Genomic DNA, 20522 nt, shown 5'->3' with positions numbered 1-20522 from the left:
GTGCCTGGCTCCCTTACTTCACGACATAGGGGAGGAGGGCGAGGAAGCGGGCGCGCTTGATGGCCTTGGCCAGTTCGCGTTGCTTCTTGGCCGACACCGCGGTGATGCGCGAGGGCACGATCTTGCCGCGCTCGGAGACGTAACGCTGCAGCAGCTTCACGTCCTTGTAGTCGATCTTCGGAGCGCTGGCGCCGGAGAACGGGCAGACCTTGCGGCGGCGGAAGAACGGACGGCGCGCGGCGCCGGCGGCCGCGGGGGCCGTTGCGGTTTCGTCGGACATCAGAAGCCCCCTTCTTTCGGAACAAAGCCACCGTCTTTCGAACCGAAGTCGTCGCGGCGCGGTTCGCGCTCACGATCGCGGTCGCGACGGGCGAGAACCGGCGAAAGCTCCAGGTCGAGTTCGTCGACGCGGACGGTCAGGTGGCGCAGGACGTCTTCGTTCAACGACAGCTGGCGCTCCATCTCCTTCACCGCCGCGGCGGGCGCGTCGATGGAGAGCAGGGAGTAGTGGCCCTTGCGGTTCTTCTTGATGCGGTAGGTGAGGTTGCGAAGGCCCCAGTACTCGATCTTGGCGACGGATCCGCCGCCTTCTTCGATCAGGTGCTTCAGGGTGTCGTTGAGGGCTTCGGCCTGTTGCGGCGAAATATCCTGCCGCGAGATGACGACGTGCTCGTAGAGCGCCATGGTTTCCTTTTCCCATTTGGAGGGCGGCGCGTCCGGCGGCGGGTGACCGTCGGAAACGATGGATCTCAGGCGCGGCGACCGGGAGTTTCCCGACCCATTCGCGTTCCGGCTTGAGACCGCCTTCCGTGAAGAGGCGCGCTAGTACGGGAAAACCGCTGTTTGAGCAAGGGATTTCGCCGCTAGACCCGCCGCCCACTCCGTTCATCCCCGCGAAAGCGGGGACCCAGGCCTTTTTCGTTTCTTCCACGCCGTGGAGCGGGGCGCTGGTTCCCCGCCTTCGCGGGGACGATAGGCTTAGGGGCCTATCGCTTGGGATGCTTCACCCGCCAGGCCTTCACCGCGGCCATCGTCTCGTTGACGTGATCATTGGCGTTCAGGTTGGAATAGGCGTGCACCACCTCGCCCGAGGGGGAGATCACGTACGACGTGCGGTCCGACAGGCCTGGCCTGATCGCCAGCTTGGAGTCGTACTGGCCCGCGATCACCGCGTTGGGGTCGGCGGCGACCGGGAACTTGCCCGAGCACTTCTCGGTGTCAGCGGAGAAGGCGGCGAGCTTGTCCAGATTGCCCGATGTGACCCCAATCACCGTCGCGCCCTGGGCCTTGAAGCCGTCCGTGGCCTCGGCGAACAGCCGGGCTTCCAGGTTGCACCCGGCGGTGTCGGCGGCCGGGAAGAAGTAGAGCACCACTGGCCCCTTCTTGCGCGCCTCGGCCAGGGAGAAGGTGATCGGCTTGCCGGCCTTGTAGCCCGAGGCGGTGAAGTCCGGCGCCTTGGCGCCTTCCTTGAGCGCGGCGAGGGCCGGGGTGGCGGCGAGGGCTGCGATCGCGGCGGCGAGGACGAGGCGTTGCATGTGGAGGTCTCCCGATTGTCTCGATCATACGAGCGAGCCGGGGATTTGTCTTCGCCGCGGACCAACGGTTTTCCACGTCGCCGGACCGGGCGGAACTGGCGGTGTTAACCTTTATGAACGTTTACTTACTTCGTTGAGGTTATCGCAATCGCTGTCCTGCTAACCCTCTGAATGTACGAGGCATCCAGGGGCGGGCCGATGCGGGTTGTGACGATCGCGAGTTTGGGCGCCTCGGCCGCCCTCGGTCTCGGGGCCCTGCTGGTCGCCAAGGTGATGCTGCCGGCCAACGCCAATGTCGCCCAGGCGAGCAACTCGCCGGCGGCCAACGCCGTCGCCGTGGTGGTGGCCTCCCGCGACATCAAATACGGCGAACGGCTCGACGCTGCCCATCTCACCGTGGTGCGGGTGCCCAGGAACGCGGCGCCGGCCGGCGCCTTCACCGCTGTCGCCCAGGTGTTGGCCCAGGACCACGGCGGCGCTCCGGTGGCGCTGACCCCCATCGCCGCGCGCGAACCCGTGCTGCCGGCCAAGCTGTCCGGGCCCGGCGCGCGCAAGTCTGTCGCCGCCGAGATCGGCGCGGGGATGCGCGCCTATACGATCAAGGTCACCGATGTCTCCGGCGTCGGCGGCCATGCCCTGCCGGGCGACCGTGTCGATGTCGTGCTCATGCGCGATCTTTCGACCGACGACAGCAAGAAGGTCCTGCAGTCCGAAGTGGTGCTGCAGAACAGCCGTGTCCTCGGCGTGGACCTCAACGCCGACCCCACCTCCAACAAGCCGGCGAGCCCTAGCACCGCCACCCTCGAGGTGAGCGTCAAGGACGCCCAGAAACTGGCCGTGGCCGCCGACCTCGGTCAGTTGTCCCTGGCCCTGCGCGCTTCGGGTCAGGCCGAACTCGAGGCCCTGACGCCCCTGTCCGCCCACGATGTGGTGGGAGGGCCGGCCGTCAGCATCGCCGCGGGGCCGCCCCGGCCGCGCCGCGCCGCGCCCGGGAGCGCGCCGCGCCCCGTCATCCAGGTTGTTGAAGGAGAGGGCGTCTGATGTTCGCCTCGCGACCCAAGCCGCTGGCCGCCGGCGCGCTCTGCGCCGTGATCGCGACCCTGACTGCCGCGCCCGCTCCGGCCGCGGAGTCGTTCATCAGCGAGTCCGCCCGTAGCCGGGTGATCAATGTGCCGAAGAACAAGTCGCTGTCCTTCCGACTGGACAGTCCGGCCTCCCGCATCGTGGTGGCCCAGCCCGAGACCGCCCAGATCGTCGCCACGACGGACCGCAGCTTCTATGTGCGCGGCAAGGAGCTGGGTTCCACGAACCTGCTGATCTACGGCGGCAGCGGCCTGCTCCAGGAAGTCATCGACGTCCGCGTCGGTTATGACGCCGAGGCCCTGGAGGCCGACCTGACCGCCGCCCTGCCCGGCGAACGGGTGCGCGTCCGCAACCTCGGCGAGGGGCTGCTGCTGACCGGCGAGGTCTCCACCACCGCCGCCGCCGGCCGCGCCAAGACCCTAGCCGACCGGTTCGCGCCCGAGGCGGTGACCAGCGCGCTCACCGTGCGCGCCTCCCAGCAGGTCATGCTGGAGGTGCGCATCCTGGAGGCCAGCCGCGCGGCCCTGAAGGACGTCGGCTTCAACATCACCGCGGCCAACAACTCAACCTTCGCGCTCGCCACCGGCACGGGCCTGATCGGCAACACCGCGCCGCAGGGCGCGCTGCGGCTCTCCGGCTCGATCGGGACGGCCAGCATCGACGTGACCCTGGCCGCCCTGGAGGAGAAGGGCGTGATCCGCACCCTCGCCCGGCCGAACCTGGTGGCGCTGTCGGGCCAGAAGGCCAGTTTCCTGGCCGGCGGTGAATTCCCGTTCCCGGTGCCGTCGGGCCGCGACAGCGTCACGATCGAGTTTCGCGAGTTCGGCGTGAAGCTCGGCTTTCAGCCGACGGTGCAGGACAACGGCCTGATCCGGATGCAGGTGGCCCCCGAGGTCAGCCAGCTCGATCACAACAACAACCTGCGCATCCAGGGCTTCGAGATCCCCAGCCTGGTGGTCCGCCGCAGCGAGACCACCATCGAGCTGAAAGACGGCGAGGCCTTCGCCATCGCGGGTCTGTTCCAGCAGGACTACGTCAACCAAGTCCGCCAGCTTCCCGGCGTCGGCGAGGTGCCGATCCTCGGCGCCCTGTTCCGCTCGTCGCGCTGGCGGCGCGCCGAAACCGAGCTGGTGATCATCGTCACGCCGCGTCTCGCCACCGCCGCCGACCTCGCGCCCTCCAACCAACCCGATCCGTTCATGGGCCAGGAAGCCAGCGCCATCGACCTGATCCTGGACGGCAAATCCCTCGACCAGCCTATGGCCGCGCCGGTCAGCGGCAAGTCGCCTCGCGGATGAACCCCATGCAGCGCGCAGCGAGCCCTCCGCAATGACCCATTGGAGCCTGCTTGGCCGTCGCGTCCTGGCCATAGGGACGAGTCTGGCGCCCCTGGCCCGCGGGCCGCTGTTCGGCGCCGCCTTCGAGTTGGCCGACCTTGAGCGCCTGGCCGACCTGCAACCGGCGACCGTCGACCTGGTGCTGATCGACGCCGACGCCGTCGATTCCGGCGCCCTGGGCGAGGCCATCGTCGCCCTCGCGGCGATGGGCGCGCCGCCGCCGACCCTGATGGTCGGCCAGCGCTTGGCGACCGGCCTGGCCCGGGCGGTCATGCGGATGAAGCACGCCGACGTCCTGGAGGCCCCATTCACCGACGAGCAGCTGCAGGCAGCCATCTACAGTCTGCTGGACGGGGCGGCGTCGGAGCCGGCCGGGTCTAGTGGACAGGGGTCGCGGTGCTGGGCCGTGCTGGGCGCGGTCGGCGGCGCCGGCGCCACCACGATCGCGATCGAGATCGCCAACGCCCTGGCCGGCCGCACCACCAAGGAGCACGGGGTTTGCCTGATCGACCTGCACTTGGCCGATGGCGCGGCCTCGGCCTATCTCGCCGCGGCCCCGGCCATGGGCCTGGCCCAGTTCGGCCCCGCGGCCGAGCGGATGGACGCGGCCCTGCTCGCGGCCTTCACCACGCCGATCTCCAAGGGCTTCGATCTGCTGGCCTGTCCACGCGATCCGCTGGCCTTCGACCAGGTGTCCAAGGAGGCCGTGCTGCGCATCCTGGAGATCGCCTGCGAGGCCTATGAGTTCGTGATCATCGACATGCCGCGCCATCGCAGGCCCTGGACCCTGGAGGTCTTGTCCGGCGCCGACGAGGTGCTGGTGATCTCCGAGCTCACCGTGCCGGCGCTGCTGGCTGCGCGCGCGCTGTCGGAAGAGATCGAGACCGCCCTGCCGGTGGGCCGCAAGACCCGCATCGTGCTGAACCGCCTGGCCAGCCGCATGTTCGGGCCCACGCCCTCGACGGCGGAGGCTGAGCGGGCGCTGGAACGCAAGACCGAAGCCAGCATCAGTTCCGACTGGGAGGCCGCCGCGGCCTCCGTCAACCTGGGCGGCCCGATCAGTCAGTATCGGCCCAAGTCCAAGATCGTGCGCGATGTTGCGGTCCTGATCGACCGCGTGCTGGGCGTCGCCGATCGGCGCGCCGGCTGGTCCCGGAGGGCCGCCTGATGGGCCGTTTCAACCTCACCCGCCCCGCCGCGCCGGTCCCGGTCGACGACGCAGAACCGCCGCGCCCGTCGGAGGCTGCGCCCTCCCGCCACCAGCCGCAGGTCGAGCCCTCCGCCCAGCGGGTGTCGGAAAACAAGATGCTGGACGTGAAGATGAAGATTCACGCTCGGCTGATCGAGGAGCTCGACCTCTCCAAGCTGGAGAAGCTGGCCGACGGCGAGCTGCGCCGCCAGGTGATGTCCCTGGTCGCCGACTTCGCCCGCGACGAGCGCCTGGTGCTCAACACCAACGAACTGGAAGAGCTGGGCGCCTCGGTGCACGACGAGATGGTCGGCCTTGGTCCCATCGAGCCGCTGCTCAAGGACGACACCGTCAACGACATCCTGATCAACGGCCCATTCCAGGTCTATGTCGAGCGGCGCGGGGAGCTTGAGCCGACCCCGGTCAGGTTCCGCGACAACGACCACCTGCTGCGCATCGTCAACCGCATCGTCGCCGGCGTTGGCCGCCGCATCGACGAGAGCCAGCCCATGGTCGACGCCCGCCTGCCCGACGGCAGCCGCGTCAACGCCGCCATCGCCCCCGTCGCCATCGACGGCGCCTGCGTCTCGATCCGGAAGTTCTCCAAGAAGCCATACACCCTGGAGAAGCTGGTCGATGTGGGCGCCATGCCCCAGTGCGTCGCCGACTTCCTGCACGGGGCGATCAAGGCGCGCGTCTCGACCGTGATCTCAGGCGGCACCGGCTCGGGCAAGACCACCATGCTCAATGCGCTGTCCGCCGCCATCAGCCACGGCGAGCGCCTGATCACCATCGAGGACGCCGCCGAGCTGCAGATGCAGCAGCCCCACGTCGTGCGCATGGAGACCCGGCCGCCGAACATCGAAGGCAAGGGCGAGATCCGCCAGCGCGAGCTGGTCAAGAACGCCCTGCGGATGCGGCCCGATCGCGTGATCCTGGGTGAGGTTCGCGGCGAGGAAGCCTTCGACATGCTCCAGGCCATGAACACCGGCCACGAAGGCTCGATGGCCACTATCCACGCCAACACCCCGCGCGACGCCATCACCCGCCTGGAGCAGATGGTGGCCATGTCGGGCATGCGCCTGACCCCGGAAAGCATGCGCGGCCAGATCGCCTCGGCCATCGGCATGATCGTCCAGGTGATGCGCCTGTCGGACGGCAAGCGGAAGGTGATGAGCGTCACCGAGATCACCGGCATGGAGGGCCAGGTGGTCCAGATGCAGGAGATCTTCGCCTTCCATCGCAGCCACACCACCGCCGACGGCGCGGTGCACGGCGAGTTCCGCGCCACCGGCCTGCGCCCCAAGTGCCTGGACGAGATGATGCGCCGGGGCATCGCCTATGACGTCGCCCACTTCGACCCGTCCCGGGCGCTCGCCTGATGCCGGTCGATGTCTCCACCGTCTATCTGATCCTGGTGTTCGCCGCGGTGTTCGCCGCGGCCCAGGCGGCCATCGGCCTCGGCCGAACGGCCCAGCAGAAGCGCAAGGTGAACCGCCGCCTGGTCCTGGCCGAACGCACCAACGGCATCGCCGAACTTGTGGTCGAGCTGCGCAAGCAGCGCGGCCTCAACGCCGCCGGAGACGCCAAGGGCGGCTGGGCCTGGCTCAGCGCCCTGATCGTCCGCTCGGGCGTGCCCTATGACGCCCGCCGCTGGCTGCTGGCGATCACGGGCGCCGCCGTGGTCGGCGGAGGCCTGGGCTTCCTGGTCGCCAAAACGATTGTCGCCGTGCCCATCGCCGCGGTGATCGCCGCCGTGGGCGCACCGATCTTCTATCTCAAGTTCATGGCCGCCCGCCGCGCTAAGGCGCTGGGCAATCAGCTCCCTCAGGGCCTGGAGATCATTGTCCGCAGCCTGGAGGCCGGTCACCCGGTGCCCACCGCCATCGCCCTGGTCGGACGCGAAATGGCCGATCCTATCGGCTCGGAATTCGGCATGGCCGCCGACGAGATCGCCTATGGCGCCACCCTGGAGCAGGCGGTCGAGCGGATGTCGCTGCGCTGCCAGCATCCCGACGTCGACCTGTTCGCGGCCACGGTGCGCCTGCAGGAGCGGGCCGGCGGCAACCTGACCGGCCTCTTGAAACTCAACGCCAACACCGTGCGCGAACGCCAGCGGATGCGGCTGAAGATCAAGGCCGCCTCGTCCGAGGGGCGGGTCTCGGCCACCATCCTCAGCTCCGCGCCGCTGGTCGCCGCCGGCGCCATCACCATCATGGCGCCCGACTTCTACGGCGAAGTGATCCACGAGCCGTTCATCCAGATGGGCCTGGGCGGCTTCGCTGTCTGGATCGTTATCGGCAACCTGATCATGCGCAAGATGGTCGCCATGCGGATCTGATGTGATGGACCCCGTTCAGCTTCAGAATCTCGTCACCGGCCTCGCCGTGGTCCTGCTCTCCGTGGCCGCCATCGGCGGAGCCGTGGTCCTGGTGGGGGAGGCGAGGGTGCGCTCCCAGCGCCGCGCCCGCTTCACGGCCCCCGGCGGCGGCGACAACCCGATCGCCGCGCGCGGCGAGGTGCGGATCTTCGGTCACGCCGTCGCGGGCCTGAAACGCCTGGGCCAGCAGGCCGCGGTCAGCGACCCGTCCAAGGTCTCCGACGTGCGGATGCGCCTGATGCGCGCCGGCTTCTTCAACCGCGACGCGGCCGTCTACTATCTGGGCGCCCGGGCCATCTCCCTGGCCCTGGCCACCATCGGCACGGTCCTACTGCTGCCCTTCGCACTGAAGGGCGGCGGCATGGGGCCCATCACGCTGGCCATGACCCTGGCGCTGATCGCCCTGCTCGGCCCCGACCGGGTGCTGGCCATGCGCCAGAAGGACCGGGAGCTGGAATATACCGACGGCTTCCCCGACCTGCTGGACCTGCTGGTCGCCTCGGTGGAGGCGGGTCTGTCCCTCGACGCGGCGGTGTCGCGGGTCTGCGAGGAGCTCGCGCGGCGCTATCCGCGCCTGACCATCCACCTGCGGATGCTGACCCTGGAGCTGCGGGCCGGCAAGTCGCGCAAGGACGCCTGGTCGACCTTCGCCGACCGCCTGGGCATCGACGACGCCCGCGCGCTCGCCACCATGCTGCGTCAGGCCGAGGACATGGGCACCAGCCTGGGCGAGACGCTGAGCATCTTCTCCAACGACATGCGCCAGAAGCGGATGCTGCGGGCCGAGGAGAAAGCCCTGGCCCTGCCGGTCAAGCTGACCCTGCCGTTGATCCTGTTCATCTTCCCCTGCCTGTTGGGCGTGCTGCTGCTGCCCGCCGTCTTCCGCCTGATGCAGACCTTCAGCGGCGCCGGCCCCGCCGGCTAGGATGGCGGTCGCCCTGGCAGGTAGGGCTTGGCGCGGAGGCTGCCCCGGACGATAAGCTCGCGCCATGGATTCCTCGCCCCTGCGCCACGTCCTTCGCGACGCCGTCATCCCCGAGTTGCCCAACGCCTATTTCGGCAAGGTGCGGGATAATTACGACCTGCCGGACGGGCGGCGGATCATCATCGCCTCGGACCGGCTGAGCGCCTTCGACGCGATCCTGGCGGCGATCCCCTACAAGGGCCAGGTCCTGACCCAGACCGCGCGGTTCTGGTTCGAGAACACCGCCGACATCTGTCCCAACCACGTGCTCAGCTATCCCGATCCCAATGTGGTGGTGGGCCAGCGGCTCGACATCCTGCCGGTCGAGATCGTGGTGCGCGACTACCTGGCCGGCACGACCGGAACCTCGATCCTGACGCTCTACAAGCAGGGCCAGCGCGAGATGTACGGCCACGTCTTCCCCGACGGCCTGGCCGACAATCAGAAGCTGCCCACCCCGATCATCACCCCCACCTCGAAGGCGTTCGACGGCGGCCACGACCTGCCGCTGACGCCGGAGGAGATCGTCCAGCAGGGGCTGCTGACCCGGCCCCAGTGGGACCGGCTCGCCGCCTATGCCCTGGCTCTGTTCGCGCGCGGCCAGCAGATCGCCGCCAAGCGCGGCCTGATCCTGGTCGACACCAAGTACGAGTTCGGGACCGACGCCGACGGGACCATCATCCTGGCCGACGAGATCCACACGCCGGACTCCAGCCGCTACTGGATCGCCGACACGTATGCCCAACGCTTCGCCGCCGGCCAGCGGCCCGACAGCTTCGACAAGGACTTCGTCCGCGCCTGGGTGGCGGAGCGCTGCGATCCCTACAACGACCCCATTCCGGAAATTCCGGCGGAGATGATCCTGGAGACCTCGGCGGTCTATATCCGCGCCTTCGAGACCATCACCGGCCTCAAGTTCGAGCCCCCGGTCGGCGAAGAACCCGTCCTGGAACGGATCCGCCGCAACCTCGCCCAGTTCTTCTAGAGAGCTTCTTCCTCCCCCGCCCCCGTAAACGGGGGAGGAAAATCCCCTAGAAGCTCTTCCGCACGGTGACGCCCACGGTGCGCGGCTGGTTGGTCTGGTAGCCGTAGCGGGCCCGCAGGCCGCGCTCTCGGTCGATGGAGAGCTTGGCCCGTTCATCGGTCAGGTTGTTGACGAACAGCGTCGCGTCCCAGCTCTCGTTGCGCACGCCGACCCGCAGGTTGGCCACGTCATAGGCAGGCAGCTCCAGCGGGAAGGAAAGGGACGAGACCGTGGTCGCCCCGATGTTGGTGAACAGGCTGACGGTCCGCGGATCGTTCTCCTGGTCCGAGATCTGGGTGATGCGGTCGCCCACATACTGCCAGGTCAGGTTGCTGTACGCGGTGAAGCCGTTCTCCATTTCGCGGAGATAGTTGATGCTGAAGGCGGCCTGGAACTCCGGCACCGTCGGCAGGCGGTTGCCGTCGCGCAGGCCCTGGATCGGCGAGCCGGTCGCGTCACGTACGCTGGAGGTCAGCTCGGCGCTGTTCCACGAGGCCGAGGCGGCGACGTCGAAATTGTCGCTGAGCCGCATGGAGAACTCGGCCTCGACGCCGCTGGACTTGGCCTTCGGCACGTTGACGATGACTCGCGACGAGCAACTGCCGGCGTCGAGGGTCGCCTGCAGGTTCTCGATGTCCGCGTAGAAGGCCGCCAGGGTCAGCGAGCCGCGCCCTTCCGCCAGCCGGGCCTTCAGGCCGGCTTCGTAGTTCCACACCGTCTCGTTGTCGAAGCTGGGCTTGGAGAGCGCGTTGAACGTGGCGAAGTCGGAGGCGCTGCAGAGGGGCCGGTTCAGCGGGTCGTTGATGCCGCCCAGCCGGAAGCCCTTGGAGGCCTGGGCGTTGACGGTGACGTTGTCGGTGGCCTTGTAGGAGACGATGACCCGCGGGGCGAAGTCGTCGGCCTCTGTGCCGCCCGGCACGCCGATGGTGGTGTCGGCGAAGATGCCGTCGAAGGTCAGGACCCGGTTTTCCTCATAGCTGGCGTAGCGCAGGCCCGCGGTGACGTCCAAGCGCTCGCTGAGCTCCCAGGTGCCTTCGCCGAACACCGCGTACTGGGTCTGGGTGTAGGGCACGGTGGAGAAGTAGAGCGCGTCCACCGGGGCCCGCGCGCCGGCGGTCGGGATGCCGGTCAGGGCCTGGAAGCCGCGCACGTCCAGCACCTGGGCGTAGTCGCGGTCCACGTCGGAATAGAAGACGCCGACCACCCACTGGAAGGGGCCGTCGTCGTTCGAACCCAGGCGGACTTCCTGGGTGAAGGACTTGAGGTCGGTGGTGTCGGCCAGCGGCGCGTTCAGGGTGTAGACGGCCGGCGATAGGCCGATCGAGCCGCCGGTGATCGAGCCGGTCAGGGCCGTCGCGTCGCGCAGCACCAGGACCTCGCGGTCGCTGTAGCTGGAGATCGAGGTCAGGGCGAGGTCGCCCATCTCGTACTGGATGGTCAGGTCGCCCAGCAGGAAGTCGTCGGTGAACTTCTCGGTGAGCTGGGTGAACTGCTGCAGGTCGCCCAGGGTCACCGCCGGACGGGTGGTGGTGTACTGGTTGCCCAGGATGTTGAACACGTCGACGCGGTTGAAGCCGTCCACGTCGATGGTCTGGTAGAGGATGCGCGGCGTGATCGTCAGGTTGTCGGTCGGCCGGAACAGCAGGCTGGCCCGGATGCCGGTGCGCGTGCCGCCGTTGACGTCCTCGTTTACTCGCCCGCCCGGTTGGACGGCGTCGATGAAGCCCGGGAACTTGGTCGTATAGGCCGCGATCCGCAAGGCCGCGGTGTCACCCAGGGGCAGGTTGATGACGCCCTTCAGGTCGCCGCCCATCTCGCCGTCGGCGACCGAATTGACCGTGGCCTCGATCGACCCCTCGACGCCCTCGGTATTAGGCTGGTTGGTGATGTAGCGCACCGTGCCCGACAGCGAGCCCGAGCCGTAGAGGGTACCTTGCGGCCCGCGCAGCACCTCGACCCGGTTCAGGTCGAACAGGTCGATGTCCGGGGTGAACAGCGACATCGAGATCACGGATTCGTCGAGATAGACGCCGACCTGCTCCTTCACGCCCGGCTGGTCGCGGACGATCTGGCCCGCGGAGATGCCGCGGATGGCCACCTGGCTCTGGCCGGGGCCGAGGTTCTGCACCGTGAAGCCGGCGATGTTGCGCGACAGGTCCTCGATATTGGTCGCGCCGCGCTCGCGCATCTTGCTTTCGCTGAGGGCGTTGATCGAGAACGGGACGTCGATCAGGGCCTCGTCGCGTTTCCGCGCGGTGACCACCAGTTCGTCGAGTTCGGTTTGGGCCATGGCGGCGCTTGCCGGCATGGCCATGATGATCGCAAGCAGGCTCGCCTGAGCCGCCGCGCGCGCGCGGTTGTACGCCATGGACGTCTTCTCCCTCGTTCACCCTTGTCTCGGCGCAGCCTTGCGGCCGCACGGCATGGGTGTTGTGTGACGCGAGGTAATCCTGCTGCGACGGGGGCTGTCCAGCTTGATCACGCGCCACGCGTCACGCCGAAAAATCGTCCGTGAAGCGATTTTTGTGCTGTCGATTACGCCTGCAAGGCTTTGTTGCGGCAGGGGTTTTGACGGCCCTCTCTAGGGCTGGGGACCGGGCCGCGCCTGTGTGGCGCCAAAGCCCCATTCCGCCGCCATCAACCGGTGAAGCCCAGCATGATCACCGCCAGCAGGAACAGGCTGAGCGCCACGGCGCAGAAGTTCAGCAGCATGAAGGTGCGCCACAGGGCCGAGAAGGTCCGCAGGCTGTATGCGCCCTTCACCTGGGCGAACATGTGCGCCGGGATGATGAACGGCACGCCCAGCGCCACCGCCGAGGCGCCGGCCGATCCGCCCCAGCGCATCGCCGCGGCGGCGGCCATGCTCAGCATCGCCATGAAGGCCAGCGAATACAGCACGAACACCCCGTGGTCGTAGAAGGTGAAGCCGCGCTTCCACAGGAACAGCAGCGCCACGAAGGGCAGGGAGATCGGCACCAGCAGGAAGGAGAATTTGTAGAAGGTCTGCTGGATCTTGTAGAGCGCCAGGGCCGGGTTCTGAGCCTTCTTGTTCAGCTTCTCGTCGAGCTTCTTGTTGCCCGTGTTGGCCTTGAACTCGCCCGACAGGGCCTTAGCCCGCACCTCTTCCTCCCAGCCCCGGCCGCCGACCACCGAGAGCGGCGTCTTGTCCATCAGGGCGACCGCCTCCTCGGTGTCGGCCACCAGCTCGCGGGCGTCGGCGACGGCGCCTTCCAGGTCCTTGCGCCTGTCGGCCGCGGCCTCATCGTCGCTCTGCGGCGCCGCCGCCAGGGCCGCCTCGGCCTCGGCCAGGCTCTTCTTGTCGGCCGCCACACGATTGGCCATGGCCGTCCTCTGGATCGCTACGTCGACCGGCAGCTCCGCCTTCACCGGCATGAAGCTCAGCAGCATGAACATCACGAAGACGGTGAACAGGAACATGGCCAGGGGTGAGACATAGCGCGTGCGTTTGCCGTGCACCCACTCGCGGGTCAGCTTGCCGGGATTGAAGACCAGCAGCGGCAGGGTGCGCCAGATACGGCTGTCGAAGTGCATCACGCCGTGCAGCAGCTCCTCGCCCAGGTGCAGCAGGGTGCGGTGGACGTGGGTCGGCTGGCCGCAGTTCTGGCAGAACCGGCCGGAAACCTCCGCGCCGCAGTCGCTGCAGACCTTGGAGTGTTCGCCGGCCTGGCCGGTCGGCCTTTCGATCGCCGCTCCGATCAGGCCGCCCGTGGCCGCGCCGCCGACAGCATCAAGTTCCATGGGCGACCCCCGTCACGAAAACGGGGGATTGTTACAGGCGTTCGCCCTGCGGGCCAACGGGCGTAGGATGCCGGAAAGCCGGTGAGGGGAGGATATCATGTACCATCAAGGCAATCGCGACCTTCAGGACGCCTTCGGAAGCCGCGCCCTGGCCGACCGCCTGGAGGCGACCCTGCGCCGGACCGAGTTCAACGAGGCCGACGGCGTGTTCGTGGCCGCCCAGAGCTTCTTCTTCCTGGCCACGGCCGACGCCGAGGGCCGGCCCGACTGCTCGTTCAAGGGCGGCCCCCCGGGCTTCGCCCAGGTCGTCGCGCCGGACGAGCTGATCTTCCCGGACTATGACGGCAACGGCATGTTCAAGAGCCTGGGCAACATCGCCGCCAACCCCAATGTCGGCCTGCTGTTCATCGCCATGGGCGAGAAGCCGCAACGCCTGCGGGTCAACGGGACGGCCAGGGTCTTAAGGGATGATCCGCGCATCGCCGCCATTCCCGGCGCCCAGCTTCTGATCAGCGTCAGGCCCGCCGACATCTTCCCCAACTGCCCGCGCTACATCCCGTCGCTGCAGATCGTCGAGCCGTCGATCTACATGCCCAAGGCCGACACGCCGCCGGTGGAGCCCGCCTGGAAAGGCTTCGCCGCCTTCGCTGACGTCGTCCCGCCGCGGGTGCGTTAAGTCGGGCCTATTGTGGGGAATTCTCCTCCTCGCCCCTTTCGAGGGGAGAGGGTAGGGTGAGGGGACGCGGCGCGAAGCGGCGCTCTGCGGTCTACCCGCCAACTCGGTGCGACGGCGAAGCCCCTCTCACCCTACCCTCTCCCCCCGGAAGACGGGTGGAGAGGAGGAGATATCGGCGGCCTCGCGGTCAATCGCGGCGTTAGGCGCCCAAGTCCAGCATGCTGACGTCGACGCCGCCGGTGACGACCTTGACCTGCAGCAGGCGCATCTCGCCGCCCGCGAAGCTCAGGTCCTCGACAGCGATGCGGTTGTCGCGGCGGATGTTGGAGGCGTCGCGCAGGGTCAGGCGCAGGGTCATGGCGTCACGAGCCGTGCCCGCCAGCTCCGCGGCCTCGATGGCCTTGCGGAAGGTCTCGGCCATCGACTTCGGCGCCACGAAGGCGGGGCGCTGAAGGGGAACGTCTTGGCTCATGGTCTCGCTCATCGGGCTGGTCTCGGTTGAAGGTTGCGGTTCAGGCGGCGGCGAAGAAGCCGTGCTCGCCGGTCACGCGGACCTGGCACGGCCGGCCGGCGTCCTGCGCGGCGCGCGCGCGCCGATTGGCGGCCGCCTTGGCCTCTTCCTTGTCGATGGAGTGATCGAAGTACTGGCCCTCGTGCTCGACCGCCCACTTGTCGTCATGACGCGCCACAGTGAAGACGGCTCGGATGAAAGCATCGCGGGTGGCCATGGGGGCGGCTCCTTATCTGGGGGCGAGCCTGTGGAATAGGTGCGGCGCCGGTGGGCAAGCGACCGGCGCGAGAATCCACAGACCTCGATGTGTGACAAGTTATCTACAGGCAATGGGCCCAAATGTCCGCGTTATTCGGAAATTCGCTCATTTTTCCGAAACCTACGGTGCGTCCGAAGGCCGGATTTCGGACTGTAGATGACCCTGGGTCGTGGAAGACTCGGACCCACGAAGACTCCAATGCTGGCGATGGAACGTCGCAGGAACTTCCGCTCCAGGCGAGCTCTTGGCCGCGGTGGCCTTCAACTATTCCCGGCGTATTGGAAAACACCTGACTCAAATCCTCCGCCAGCGCGCAGCGCGACCATGGGGAGGTGGCGCGTCGCCCTCTTCGGCGACGTGACGGAGCGGGTTGCAGGCCCCCTCTAGCTCGCCAGTTCTTTTTCCACCTGGCCCAGGCGTTCCCTACCGAAGAACATCTCCTCGCCGACGAAGAGGGTCGGGATGCCGAAGGCGCTGCGGGCGGCGGCGGCTTCGGTGTTTGCCATCAGCTCGGCCTTGACCTCGGGGTCCTGGGTCGCCTCCAGCAGGGCCCACAGCGTCGAGACCCATCCCGGTCCTGGGGCCCGGTCCGAATAGGCACCGGGATGGGCGTCGCCGCGTGCTAGGGTGGCCGTGGCGGTCATGGAGACGGGCGCTCGCTCCGCGAGCCCGAGGCCGCCCTGGAGGCCCACGTGGCCGAAGCCTACAATCGGATGATCGGCGCCGTGAGCCTGGCCGGCGCGCTGATCGACACCTCGCCTGTGCCGCTGCTGTTGTTCGACGGAGCCGGACTGGTGGTGCATGCCAGTCCCTCCTTCTGCACGGTGTTCGAAATCCTGGCCTCCGGCGCCGAGGGTTCCACCCTGGCCGACCTGGGCGAGGGCGAGTGGGACATCGCCCAGCTCCACGTCCTGCTGGCCAACGCGCTGGCCGATGGCCCCGACCTGGCCGACTACGAGACCGATCTCGTCCGAGAGGGTGTTCCGCCGCGCCGGCTGGTCGTCAATGTCCAGAACCTGAACTATGTGGGCGCCGAGCGCCACCGTGTGCTGATGGTCGTCCACGACGTCACCGACCTCCGGCGCGTGGAACACCTGAACGTGGCGCTGCTGCTGGAGAAGGACACGCTGCTGCGGGAACGCGAGGTGCTGCTGCAGGAAATGCAGCACCGGGTCGCCAACAGCCTGCAGATCATCGCCAGCGTGCTGCTGCTCAAGGCCCGGACCGTGAAGTCCGAGGAGACCCGCCAGCACCTGCGCGACGCTCATGACCGCGTCATGTCGGTGGCCGCCGTCCAGCAGCATCTGCAGGCGAGCCTCGGTAATGTCGAGGTCAGGCCCTATCTCACCAAGCTGTGCGAGAGCCTCGCGTCGTCGATGATCCGCGAGTCCCGGCCTGTGACCCTGGACGTGCGCGCCGACGAGGCCACGGTCAGTTCGCAGGAAGCGGTCAGTCTGGGCCTGATCGTCACTGAGCTGGTGATCAATGCCCTGAAGCACGCCTTTCCTGTCGACCGCGATGGGGCGGTGGTCGTCGCCTATAGGCTCACCCAGCCGGGATGGACCCTGTCGGTCACCGACGACGGCGTCGGACGGCCGCCGCCGTCGGCGGCCGTCCGCGTCGGCCTGGGAACCAGCGTCGTCGAGGCGCTGGGCAAGCAGCTCGGCGCTAAGGTGGTGATCTCCGACGCCGCGCCCGGAACCCGGGTCGAGCTGGTGAATGTCGAACCCGCGGCGGTTCTGGAAGCGGCCTGAATTGACCCGCCGGGCGCGCCCTCAGTCCATCAGCTGCTGGCTGAGATAGGTGTATTCCAGCGCCTGGCGCTTGGCGGTCTCGTTGAGATTGGCCGCCGCGGCGTGGCCGCCGTCGATGTTCTCGTAATAGAGGTAGTCGTAACCCAGCTCCTTGAGCCGCGCGGCGGCCTTGCGGGCGTGGGCCGGATGGACCCGGTCGTCCTTGGTCGAGGTCTCCAGGAACACCTTCGGATAGGGCTTGCCCTTGGCCAGCATCTGGTAGGGCGAGTAGGTGTCGATGACCTTGCGCTCCTCGGGATTGGCGGGGTCGCCATACTCGCCGACCCACGACGCGCCGGCGCCGATGTGGGTGTAGCCGACCATGTCGAACAGCGGCACCTGGACCACAACGGCCTTGTATAGCTCCGGCCGCAGGGTGAGCGCCACGCCCATCAGCAGGCCGCCGTTCGAGCCGCCCATGATGCCGAGCTTGGCGGGGCTGGTGATCTTGCGCGCGATCAGGTCCTCGGAGACGGCGAAGAAGTCGTCATAGACCCGCATGCGGTTGAGCTTCAGCCCGGCCTCGTGCCAGCGCGGTCCGAACTCGCCGCCGCCCCGGATGTTGGCGATCACATAGACCCCGCCGCGCTCCAGCCACAGCTTGCCCACTGAGGCGGCGTAGCCCGGCGTCTGCGACACCTGGAAGCCGCCATAGGCGTAGAGCAGGGTCGGCGCCGAACCGTCCGGCTTCAGGGCCTTCGGACGGACCACGAAATAGGGGACCTTGGTCCCGTCCTTCGAGATCGCCCAGTGCTGTTCGACCAGAAGCTTGGAGGCGTCGAAGCGCGCGGGCAGGGTGCGCAGGGTCTCGGTGGTTCCGCTGGCCGCGTCGGCCAGGACCTGGGTCGAGGGCATGAGGAAGCTCGCCACTCCCAGCAGCAGCTTGTCGTCGCGATCGGAGGCCGAGGCGATGCCTACCGAGACATCCTTCGGCAGGGAGAGCTTGGTGGAGGTCCAGCCCTTGGGCCCGTGCTTGAAGCTCAGCACGCCGCCCTTCACGTTGTCGTAAAGCGCCACCACAAGGCGATTGCGGGTGGTCGCGACCTGTTCGATGGCCTGGCTCTGGGTGGGTCGCAGAACCAGGGTCGGATGGGTGTTGGCCGCGTCCGTCTTCAGCTTGCCGAGCTCGAGCGCCAGGAGGTCGCCCGACTTCACGCCGTGCTCGGTCCAATCCTGCTCCAGGGTCAGCAGCATCTGGCCGTCGATCAGGCCCTGGATGGAGGACTTGAGCGGGACCGGGAGCTTCTGGGGACCGGAATTGCCGAGCAGGTGGTGCTCGGCGTTGAAGGTGTCCAGGGGGCGGAAGGCGATCAGCGCCTGCAGCTTGCCGTCGGCGTCGCGCAAGGCGATGGGCGAAACGCCATAGCCGCCGTCATCGGCCTTGCCACGGAACACCTCGACAGCCGCGGCGAGCGGCTGACCGCGCTTCAACAGCTTGATGATGAAGGGGTAGCCCGAGGTGGTGACATCGCCCTTGTTCCACTCCGTCGCCACGGCCAGCGTGTCGGCGTCGACCCAGGCCAGGCGATGCTTGCCCTGCGCCAGGAAGAAGCCGTCCTTCACGAACTGGCCGGTCTGAGCGTCGAACTCGCGGACCTCGACGGCGTCCTTGCCGCCGTCGGACAGCGAGACCAGGCAGATGCGGTCGTCCGGCGCCAGGCAGGCAGCGCCCTTCCAGACCCAGTTCTTGCCCTCGGCCTTCGACAGGGCGTCGAGGTCGAGGATGGTGCGCCACTCCGGCTTGCCGGTGCGGTAGCTCTCCAGGCTGGTCGCGCGCCAGATCCCGCGCACATGCTCGGCGTCCTGCCAGTAGTTGCGCAGGGATCCGTCGCCGGCGAAGCCCAGGCCGGGGATGCGGTCCTTGGCCGTGGCGATGGCCAGGGCGTCGGCATAGAGCTTGGAATAGCGCGGGTCGTCCTGCAGCAGGGGCAGGGACCGGGCGTTCTCGGCGCGGGCGAATTCCATGGCTCGCGCGCCCTCGATCTCCTCCATATAGACATAGGGGTCGTTGGGATCGGGCAGAGCGGCGGCGGGGAGGGCGGACATGCTGCTCAACATGGCGCCTGCGGCCAACTTTCCAAGGAACGAGAAACGCATGGGGATCCGGGGCTGAAAATCACGGTCCGCGACCTTAGGCTGAGCAGAACGAGCCGCGCAAATCATGACCGACGAAATGAATCTCATCGCCTGGAGCCTCGAAGAGGTCGCTGAACGCCATGGCGATCCGACGGCGGCGGTCTATGACCGGCTGTTCGCCCAGAACCCCGAAATGGCCGAGCTGTTCATCGGCGACAAGACCGGCGCCGCGCGGGGCGAGATGCTGGCCGTGGTGTTCCAGACCCTGCTCGACTTTTCCGGCGACGGCGCTTACGGCGCCAACATGATCCGCGCCGAGGTCGTCAATCACGAGAACCTGGGCGTGCCGCCCGGCGTGTTCGCGACCTTCTTCCGCACGGTGATGGAGACCCTGCGCGAGATGCTGGGCGCCGACTGGACCCCGCAGGTCGCCGCGGCCTGGGACGAAATGCTGGCCGGTCTTGACGCCGCAATTCATCGCGAGGCGGCGGTCTAGTTCCCCAGCCGGGAATCCGTCATGGTCCCGCGCCATGACAAACGAACCTTTTTTCAGACGGGACGGTGAATATTACGTCCCAACCCCCGCCGGCCGAGGCCCCTGGAACCCCAACTCCCTGCACGGCCGGGTCATCGTCGGCCTGCTGGGCTTCGAGCTCGAACGCAAGCATGGCGATCCGGACTTCCTGCCGGCCCGCCTGACCGTCGACATGTACCGGTTGCCGGGCTTCGACCCGGTCGAGGTGACGACCCGCCTGATCCGCGAAGGCGGCCGTATCCGCGTCGCGGAAGCGGAGTTCATCTCCGGCGGCGTCAGCATGGCCAAGGCGACCTGCCAGTTCCTGCGGCGCACCGAGAACCCCGAAGGCAATGTCTGGAAGGCGGCGGAGTGGGATGCCCCCAAGCCGGCCGACATCCCGCCGCCGGACCCCATGGCCGGTCCCATGGGCCGCATGTGGGCCACGCGGCCGATCAGCGGCGGCTTCGGCCAGGGCGGCCAGCGGCGCATATGGATGAGCGAGATCCGCGACATCGTCGAGGGTGAGCCGCTCACCCCGTTCCAGCGTGTCGCCGTCGCCGCCGACTTCGCCAGCCCCGCGGCTCACGCCTCCGACCAGGGTCTGGCCTTCATCAATTCCGACGTCACCGTCTATCTGCACCGCATGCCGCGCACCGAGTGGATCGGCTTCGAGAGCGCCTATCATGATGCCACCGACGGCGTGGCGGTGGGCGAATGCCGGCTTTATGACGAAGAAGGCTCCATCGGCTTCGCCTCCTGCGCGGCCCTGGCCCAGAAGCGGCCCGCGCGGCCCGCCCCGGCCGAGGAGGCGGAGGCGTGATCCTCTTCGTCACCCATCCCGAGGTGGTGATCGATCCGGCCGTTCCGGTGCCCGAGTGGCCCTTGTCGGAGGTCGGCCGCGGGCGGATGGAAGCCTTCGCCAAAATTCTGGCCGGAGGGCCGACGCCGGTCGTGGCCGTCTGGTCCAGCGGAGAGCAGAAGGCGCGGGATGGCGCGGAGATCGTGGCCGGACGCCTGGGCCTGACCGCGCGGGTTGAGCCGGACCTCCACGAGAACGACCGCGCGGCCACCGGCTACGTCGCTCCGCCGGAGTTCTGGGAGATCGTCGAACAGTTCTTCGCCCGGCCATACGAGAGCGTCCGCGGCTGGGAGACCGCCGCCCACGCCCAGGCGAGGATCGTGGCCGCGGTGGGTCGCGTGGCGGCGGCCCAGACCGCGCCCGGCCTGGTCGTCATCGTGTCGCACGGCGGGGTCGGCCGCCTGCTGATGGCCCATCTCCAGGGCGTCGCGATCGGCCAGGAGGACCGTCCCGCCCATCCCGGCGGTGGGTGCTGGATCGCCATCCGGCGCGAAGGCCTCACGGTCCAGGGCGGCTGGCGAAACGTCGAGGACTACGGGCGCTAGGCTGGGTTAGATAGG

The 20522-nt window shown here is 68.2% G+C and carries 20 protein-coding genes and 1 pseudogene; 12 read left to right on the top strand and 9 right to left on the bottom strand.

Translation table 11 applies throughout. The annotated features are described in order from the left end of the window. Nucleotides 1–13: 13 nt before the first annotated feature. From rpsR to Q8Q77_RS06075, 3 genes are all read right to left on the bottom strand, one after another. Nucleotides 14–280, bottom strand: coding sequence for a 30S ribosomal protein S18 (gene rpsR, locus Q8Q77_RS06085; protein WP_305582181.1), 267 nt, complete (start codon nucleotides 278–280; stop codon nucleotides 14–16). Further along, nucleotides 280–684 carry a 30S ribosomal protein S6 gene (rpsF, locus tag Q8Q77_RS06080; RefSeq protein ID WP_305582179.1) on the bottom strand — a complete coding sequence of 135 codons (405 nt, stop codon included), beginning with the start codon at nucleotides 682–684 and terminating at the stop codon, nucleotides 280–282. The genes rpsR and rpsF overlap by 1 nt, the downstream gene beginning before the upstream one ends. Before the next feature lie 302 nt (nucleotides 685–986). Beyond that, nucleotides 987–1535, bottom strand: a complete 549-nt coding sequence (locus tag Q8Q77_RS06075; RefSeq protein ID WP_305582177.1) for a peroxiredoxin — start codon at nucleotides 1533–1535, stop codon at nucleotides 987–989. A gap of 198 nt (nucleotides 1536–1733) precedes the next feature. Between Q8Q77_RS06075 and cpaB the strand changes: the two genes are divergently transcribed. The 7 genes from cpaB to Q8Q77_RS06040 all read left to right on the top strand — a co-directional run bounded on the left by cpaB (nucleotide 1734) and on the right by Q8Q77_RS06040 (nucleotide 9473). Continuing rightward, complete coding sequence (gene cpaB / locus Q8Q77_RS06070; RefSeq protein ID WP_305582175.1) at nucleotides 1734–2576, top strand: Flp pilus assembly protein CpaB; 843 nt, start codon at nucleotides 1734–1736, stop codon at nucleotides 2574–2576. Then, a complete protein-coding gene (locus tag Q8Q77_RS06065) occupies nucleotides 2576–3916 on the top strand; it encodes a type II and III secretion system protein family protein (RefSeq protein WP_305582171.1) in 1341 nt (446 codons plus the stop codon). The genes cpaB and Q8Q77_RS06065 overlap by 1 nt, the downstream gene beginning before the upstream one ends. 31 nt (nucleotides 3917–3947) lie before the next feature. Then, the gene (locus Q8Q77_RS06060; RefSeq protein WP_305582169.1) at nucleotides 3948–5123 is read left to right on the top strand and encodes a hypothetical protein; all 1176 of its coding nucleotides are present in this window, start codon (nucleotides 3948–3950) and stop codon (nucleotides 5121–5123) included. After that, nucleotides 5123–6526: a CpaF family protein gene (locus tag Q8Q77_RS06055; RefSeq protein WP_305582167.1), complete on the top strand. Its 1404-nt coding sequence runs from the start codon at nucleotides 5123–5125 to the stop codon at nucleotides 6524–6526. The genes Q8Q77_RS06060 and Q8Q77_RS06055 overlap by 1 nt, the downstream gene beginning before the upstream one ends. Then, nucleotides 6526–7485 carry a type II secretion system F family protein gene (locus Q8Q77_RS06050; RefSeq protein WP_305582166.1) on the top strand — a complete coding sequence of 320 codons (960 nt, stop codon included), beginning with the start codon at nucleotides 6526–6528 and terminating at the stop codon, nucleotides 7483–7485. Before Q8Q77_RS06055 ends, Q8Q77_RS06050 begins: the two co-directional genes overlap by 1 nt. A 4-nt stretch (nucleotides 7486–7489) precedes the next feature. Beyond that, complete coding sequence (locus tag Q8Q77_RS06045; RefSeq protein WP_305582164.1) at nucleotides 7490–8449, top strand: type II secretion system F family protein; 960 nt, start codon at nucleotides 7490–7492, stop codon at nucleotides 8447–8449. Between the two features lie 64 nt (nucleotides 8450–8513). Beyond that, nucleotides 8514–9473 (top strand): phosphoribosylaminoimidazolesuccinocarboxamide synthase, encoded by a 960-nt coding sequence (locus tag Q8Q77_RS06040; RefSeq protein ID WP_305582162.1) that lies wholly within the window; start codon nucleotides 8514–8516, stop codon nucleotides 9471–9473. 46 nt (nucleotides 9474–9519) lie between these two features. Here the strand turns inward: Q8Q77_RS06040 and Q8Q77_RS06035 are convergent, their stop codons facing one another. Next, nucleotides 9520–11880 carry a TonB-dependent receptor gene (locus Q8Q77_RS06035; RefSeq protein WP_305582160.1) on the bottom strand — a complete coding sequence of 787 codons (2361 nt, stop codon included), beginning with the start codon at nucleotides 11878–11880 and terminating at the stop codon, nucleotides 9520–9522. Nucleotides 11881–12149: 269 nt separating this feature from the next. Then, nucleotides 12150–13271, bottom strand: a complete 1122-nt coding sequence (locus Q8Q77_RS06030; protein ID WP_305582158.1) for a DUF3667 domain-containing protein — start codon at nucleotides 13269–13271, stop codon at nucleotides 12150–12152. A 97-nt stretch (nucleotides 13272–13368) separates the two neighbouring features. On the opposite strand from Q8Q77_RS06030, the gene Q8Q77_RS06025 reads away from it, so the two are divergent. Beyond that, entirely contained in the window at nucleotides 13369–13947 is a 579-nt protein-coding gene (locus Q8Q77_RS06025; RefSeq protein ID WP_305582156.1) for a pyridoxamine 5'-phosphate oxidase family protein, read from the top strand. Nucleotides 13948–14146: 199 nt separating this feature from the next. On the opposite strand, the gene Q8Q77_RS06020 is transcribed toward Q8Q77_RS06025, so the two are convergent. The 3 genes and pseudogenes from Q8Q77_RS06020 to Q8Q77_RS06010 form a co-directional block, all read right to left on the bottom strand. Further along, nucleotides 14147–14419, bottom strand: coding sequence for a hypothetical protein (locus Q8Q77_RS06020; RefSeq protein WP_305582154.1), 273 nt, complete (start codon nucleotides 14417–14419; stop codon nucleotides 14147–14149). Nucleotides 14420–14459: 40 nt separating this feature from the next. Next, nucleotides 14460–14675 (bottom strand): DUF2188 domain-containing protein, encoded by a 216-nt coding sequence (locus Q8Q77_RS06015; RefSeq protein WP_254833411.1) that lies wholly within the window; start codon nucleotides 14673–14675, stop codon nucleotides 14460–14462. Between the two features lie 425 nt (nucleotides 14676–15100). Further along, nucleotides 15101–15268: pseudogene (locus Q8Q77_RS06010) on the bottom strand (DsbA family protein); the annotation flags it as partial. A 141-nt stretch (nucleotides 15269–15409) separates the two neighbouring features. Here Q8Q77_RS06010 and Q8Q77_RS06005 point away from each other — a divergent pair. Then, on the top strand, nucleotides 15410–16471 hold the full coding sequence (locus tag Q8Q77_RS06005; RefSeq protein ID WP_305582150.1) for a sensor histidine kinase: 1062 nt from the start codon (nucleotides 15410–15412) through the stop codon (nucleotides 16469–16471). Nucleotides 16472–16492: 21 nt separating this feature from the next. Here the strand turns inward: Q8Q77_RS06005 and Q8Q77_RS06000 are convergent, their stop codons facing one another. Continuing rightward, nucleotides 16493–18556, bottom strand: coding sequence for a prolyl oligopeptidase family protein (locus tag Q8Q77_RS06000; RefSeq protein WP_305582149.1), 2064 nt, complete (start codon nucleotides 18554–18556; stop codon nucleotides 16493–16495). A gap of 115 nt (nucleotides 18557–18671) precedes the next feature. Here Q8Q77_RS06000 and Q8Q77_RS05995 point away from each other — a divergent pair, with 115 nt between their 5' ends. From Q8Q77_RS05995 to Q8Q77_RS05985, 3 genes are read left to right on the top strand one after another with little or no spacing between them, the layout of a single operon-like run. Continuing rightward, entirely contained in the window at nucleotides 18672–19082 is a 411-nt protein-coding gene (locus tag Q8Q77_RS05995) for a globin (protein ID WP_305582148.1), read from the top strand. A 34-nt stretch (nucleotides 19083–19116) separates the two neighbouring features. Beyond that, entirely contained in the window at nucleotides 19117–19923 is an 807-nt protein-coding gene (locus Q8Q77_RS05990; RefSeq protein ID WP_305582146.1) for an acyl-CoA thioesterase domain-containing protein, read from the top strand. Beyond that, nucleotides 19920–20507, top strand: a complete 588-nt coding sequence (locus tag Q8Q77_RS05985) for a histidine phosphatase family protein (protein WP_305582144.1) — start codon at nucleotides 19920–19922, stop codon at nucleotides 20505–20507. The genes Q8Q77_RS05990 and Q8Q77_RS05985 overlap by 4 nt, the downstream gene beginning before the upstream one ends. Nucleotides 20508–20522: the final 15 nt, after the last annotated feature.

This window comes from Phenylobacterium sp., assembly GCF_030698145.1.
Lineage (GTDB): Bacteria > Pseudomonadota > Alphaproteobacteria > Caulobacterales > Caulobacteraceae > Phenylobacterium.
This window is presented reverse-complemented; position numbering and strand designations above follow the sequence as displayed.

Bases quoted from the DNA above. Each gene is read 5' to 3' on its own strand.
- Q8Q77_RS06065 (WP_305582171.1), top strand. From the start codon at position 2,576: ATGTTCGCCTCGCGACCCAAGCCGCTGGCCGCCGGCGCGCTCTGCGCC.
- Q8Q77_RS05990 (WP_305582146.1), top strand. From the start codon at position 19,117: ATGACAAACGAACCTTTTTTCAGACGGGACGGTGAATATTACGTCCCA.
- Q8Q77_RS06030 (WP_305582158.1), bottom strand. From the start codon at position 13,271: ATGGAACTTGATGCTGTCGGCGGCGCGGCCACGGGCGGCCTGATCGGA.
- Q8Q77_RS06050 (WP_305582166.1), top strand. From the start codon at position 6,526: ATGCCGGTCGATGTCTCCACCGTCTATCTGATCCTGGTGTTCGCCGCG.
- Q8Q77_RS06015 (WP_254833411.1), bottom strand. From the start codon at position 14,675: ATGGCCACCCGCGATGCTTTCATCCGAGCCGTCTTCACTGTGGCGCGT.
- Q8Q77_RS06075 (WP_305582177.1), bottom strand. From the start codon at position 1,535: ATGCAACGCCTCGTCCTCGCCGCCGCGATCGCAGCCCTCGCCGCCACC.
- Q8Q77_RS06025 (WP_305582156.1), top strand. From the start codon at position 13,369: ATGTACCATCAAGGCAATCGCGACCTTCAGGACGCCTTCGGAAGCCGC.
- Q8Q77_RS06055 (WP_305582167.1), top strand. From the start codon at position 5,123: ATGGGCCGTTTCAACCTCACCCGCCCCGCCGCGCCGGTCCCGGTCGAC.
- rpsF (WP_305582179.1), bottom strand. From the start codon at position 684: ATGGCGCTCTACGAGCACGTCGTCATCTCGCGGCAGGATATTTCGCCG.
- Q8Q77_RS06060 (WP_305582169.1), top strand. From the start codon at position 3,948: ATGACCCATTGGAGCCTGCTTGGCCGTCGCGTCCTGGCCATAGGGACG.
- Q8Q77_RS06040 (WP_305582162.1), top strand. From the start codon at position 8,514: ATGGATTCCTCGCCCCTGCGCCACGTCCTTCGCGACGCCGTCATCCCC.
- Q8Q77_RS06020 (WP_305582154.1), bottom strand. From the start codon at position 14,419: ATGAGCCAAGACGTTCCCCTTCAGCGCCCCGCCTTCGTGGCGCCGAAG.
- Q8Q77_RS06000 (WP_305582149.1), bottom strand. From the start codon at position 18,556: ATGTCCGCCCTCCCCGCCGCCGCTCTGCCCGATCCCAACGACCCCTAT.
- Q8Q77_RS06045 (WP_305582164.1), top strand. From the start codon at position 7,490: ATGGACCCCGTTCAGCTTCAGAATCTCGTCACCGGCCTCGCCGTGGTC.
- Q8Q77_RS06035 (WP_305582160.1), bottom strand. From the start codon at position 11,880: ATGGCGTACAACCGCGCGCGCGCGGCGGCTCAGGCGAGCCTGCTTGCG.
- Q8Q77_RS05995 (WP_305582148.1), top strand. From the start codon at position 18,672: ATGACCGACGAAATGAATCTCATCGCCTGGAGCCTCGAAGAGGTCGCT.
- rpsR (WP_305582181.1), bottom strand. From the start codon at position 280: ATGTCCGACGAAACCGCAACGGCCCCCGCGGCCGCCGGCGCCGCGCGC.
- cpaB (WP_305582175.1), top strand. From the start codon at position 1,734: ATGCGGGTTGTGACGATCGCGAGTTTGGGCGCCTCGGCCGCCCTCGGT.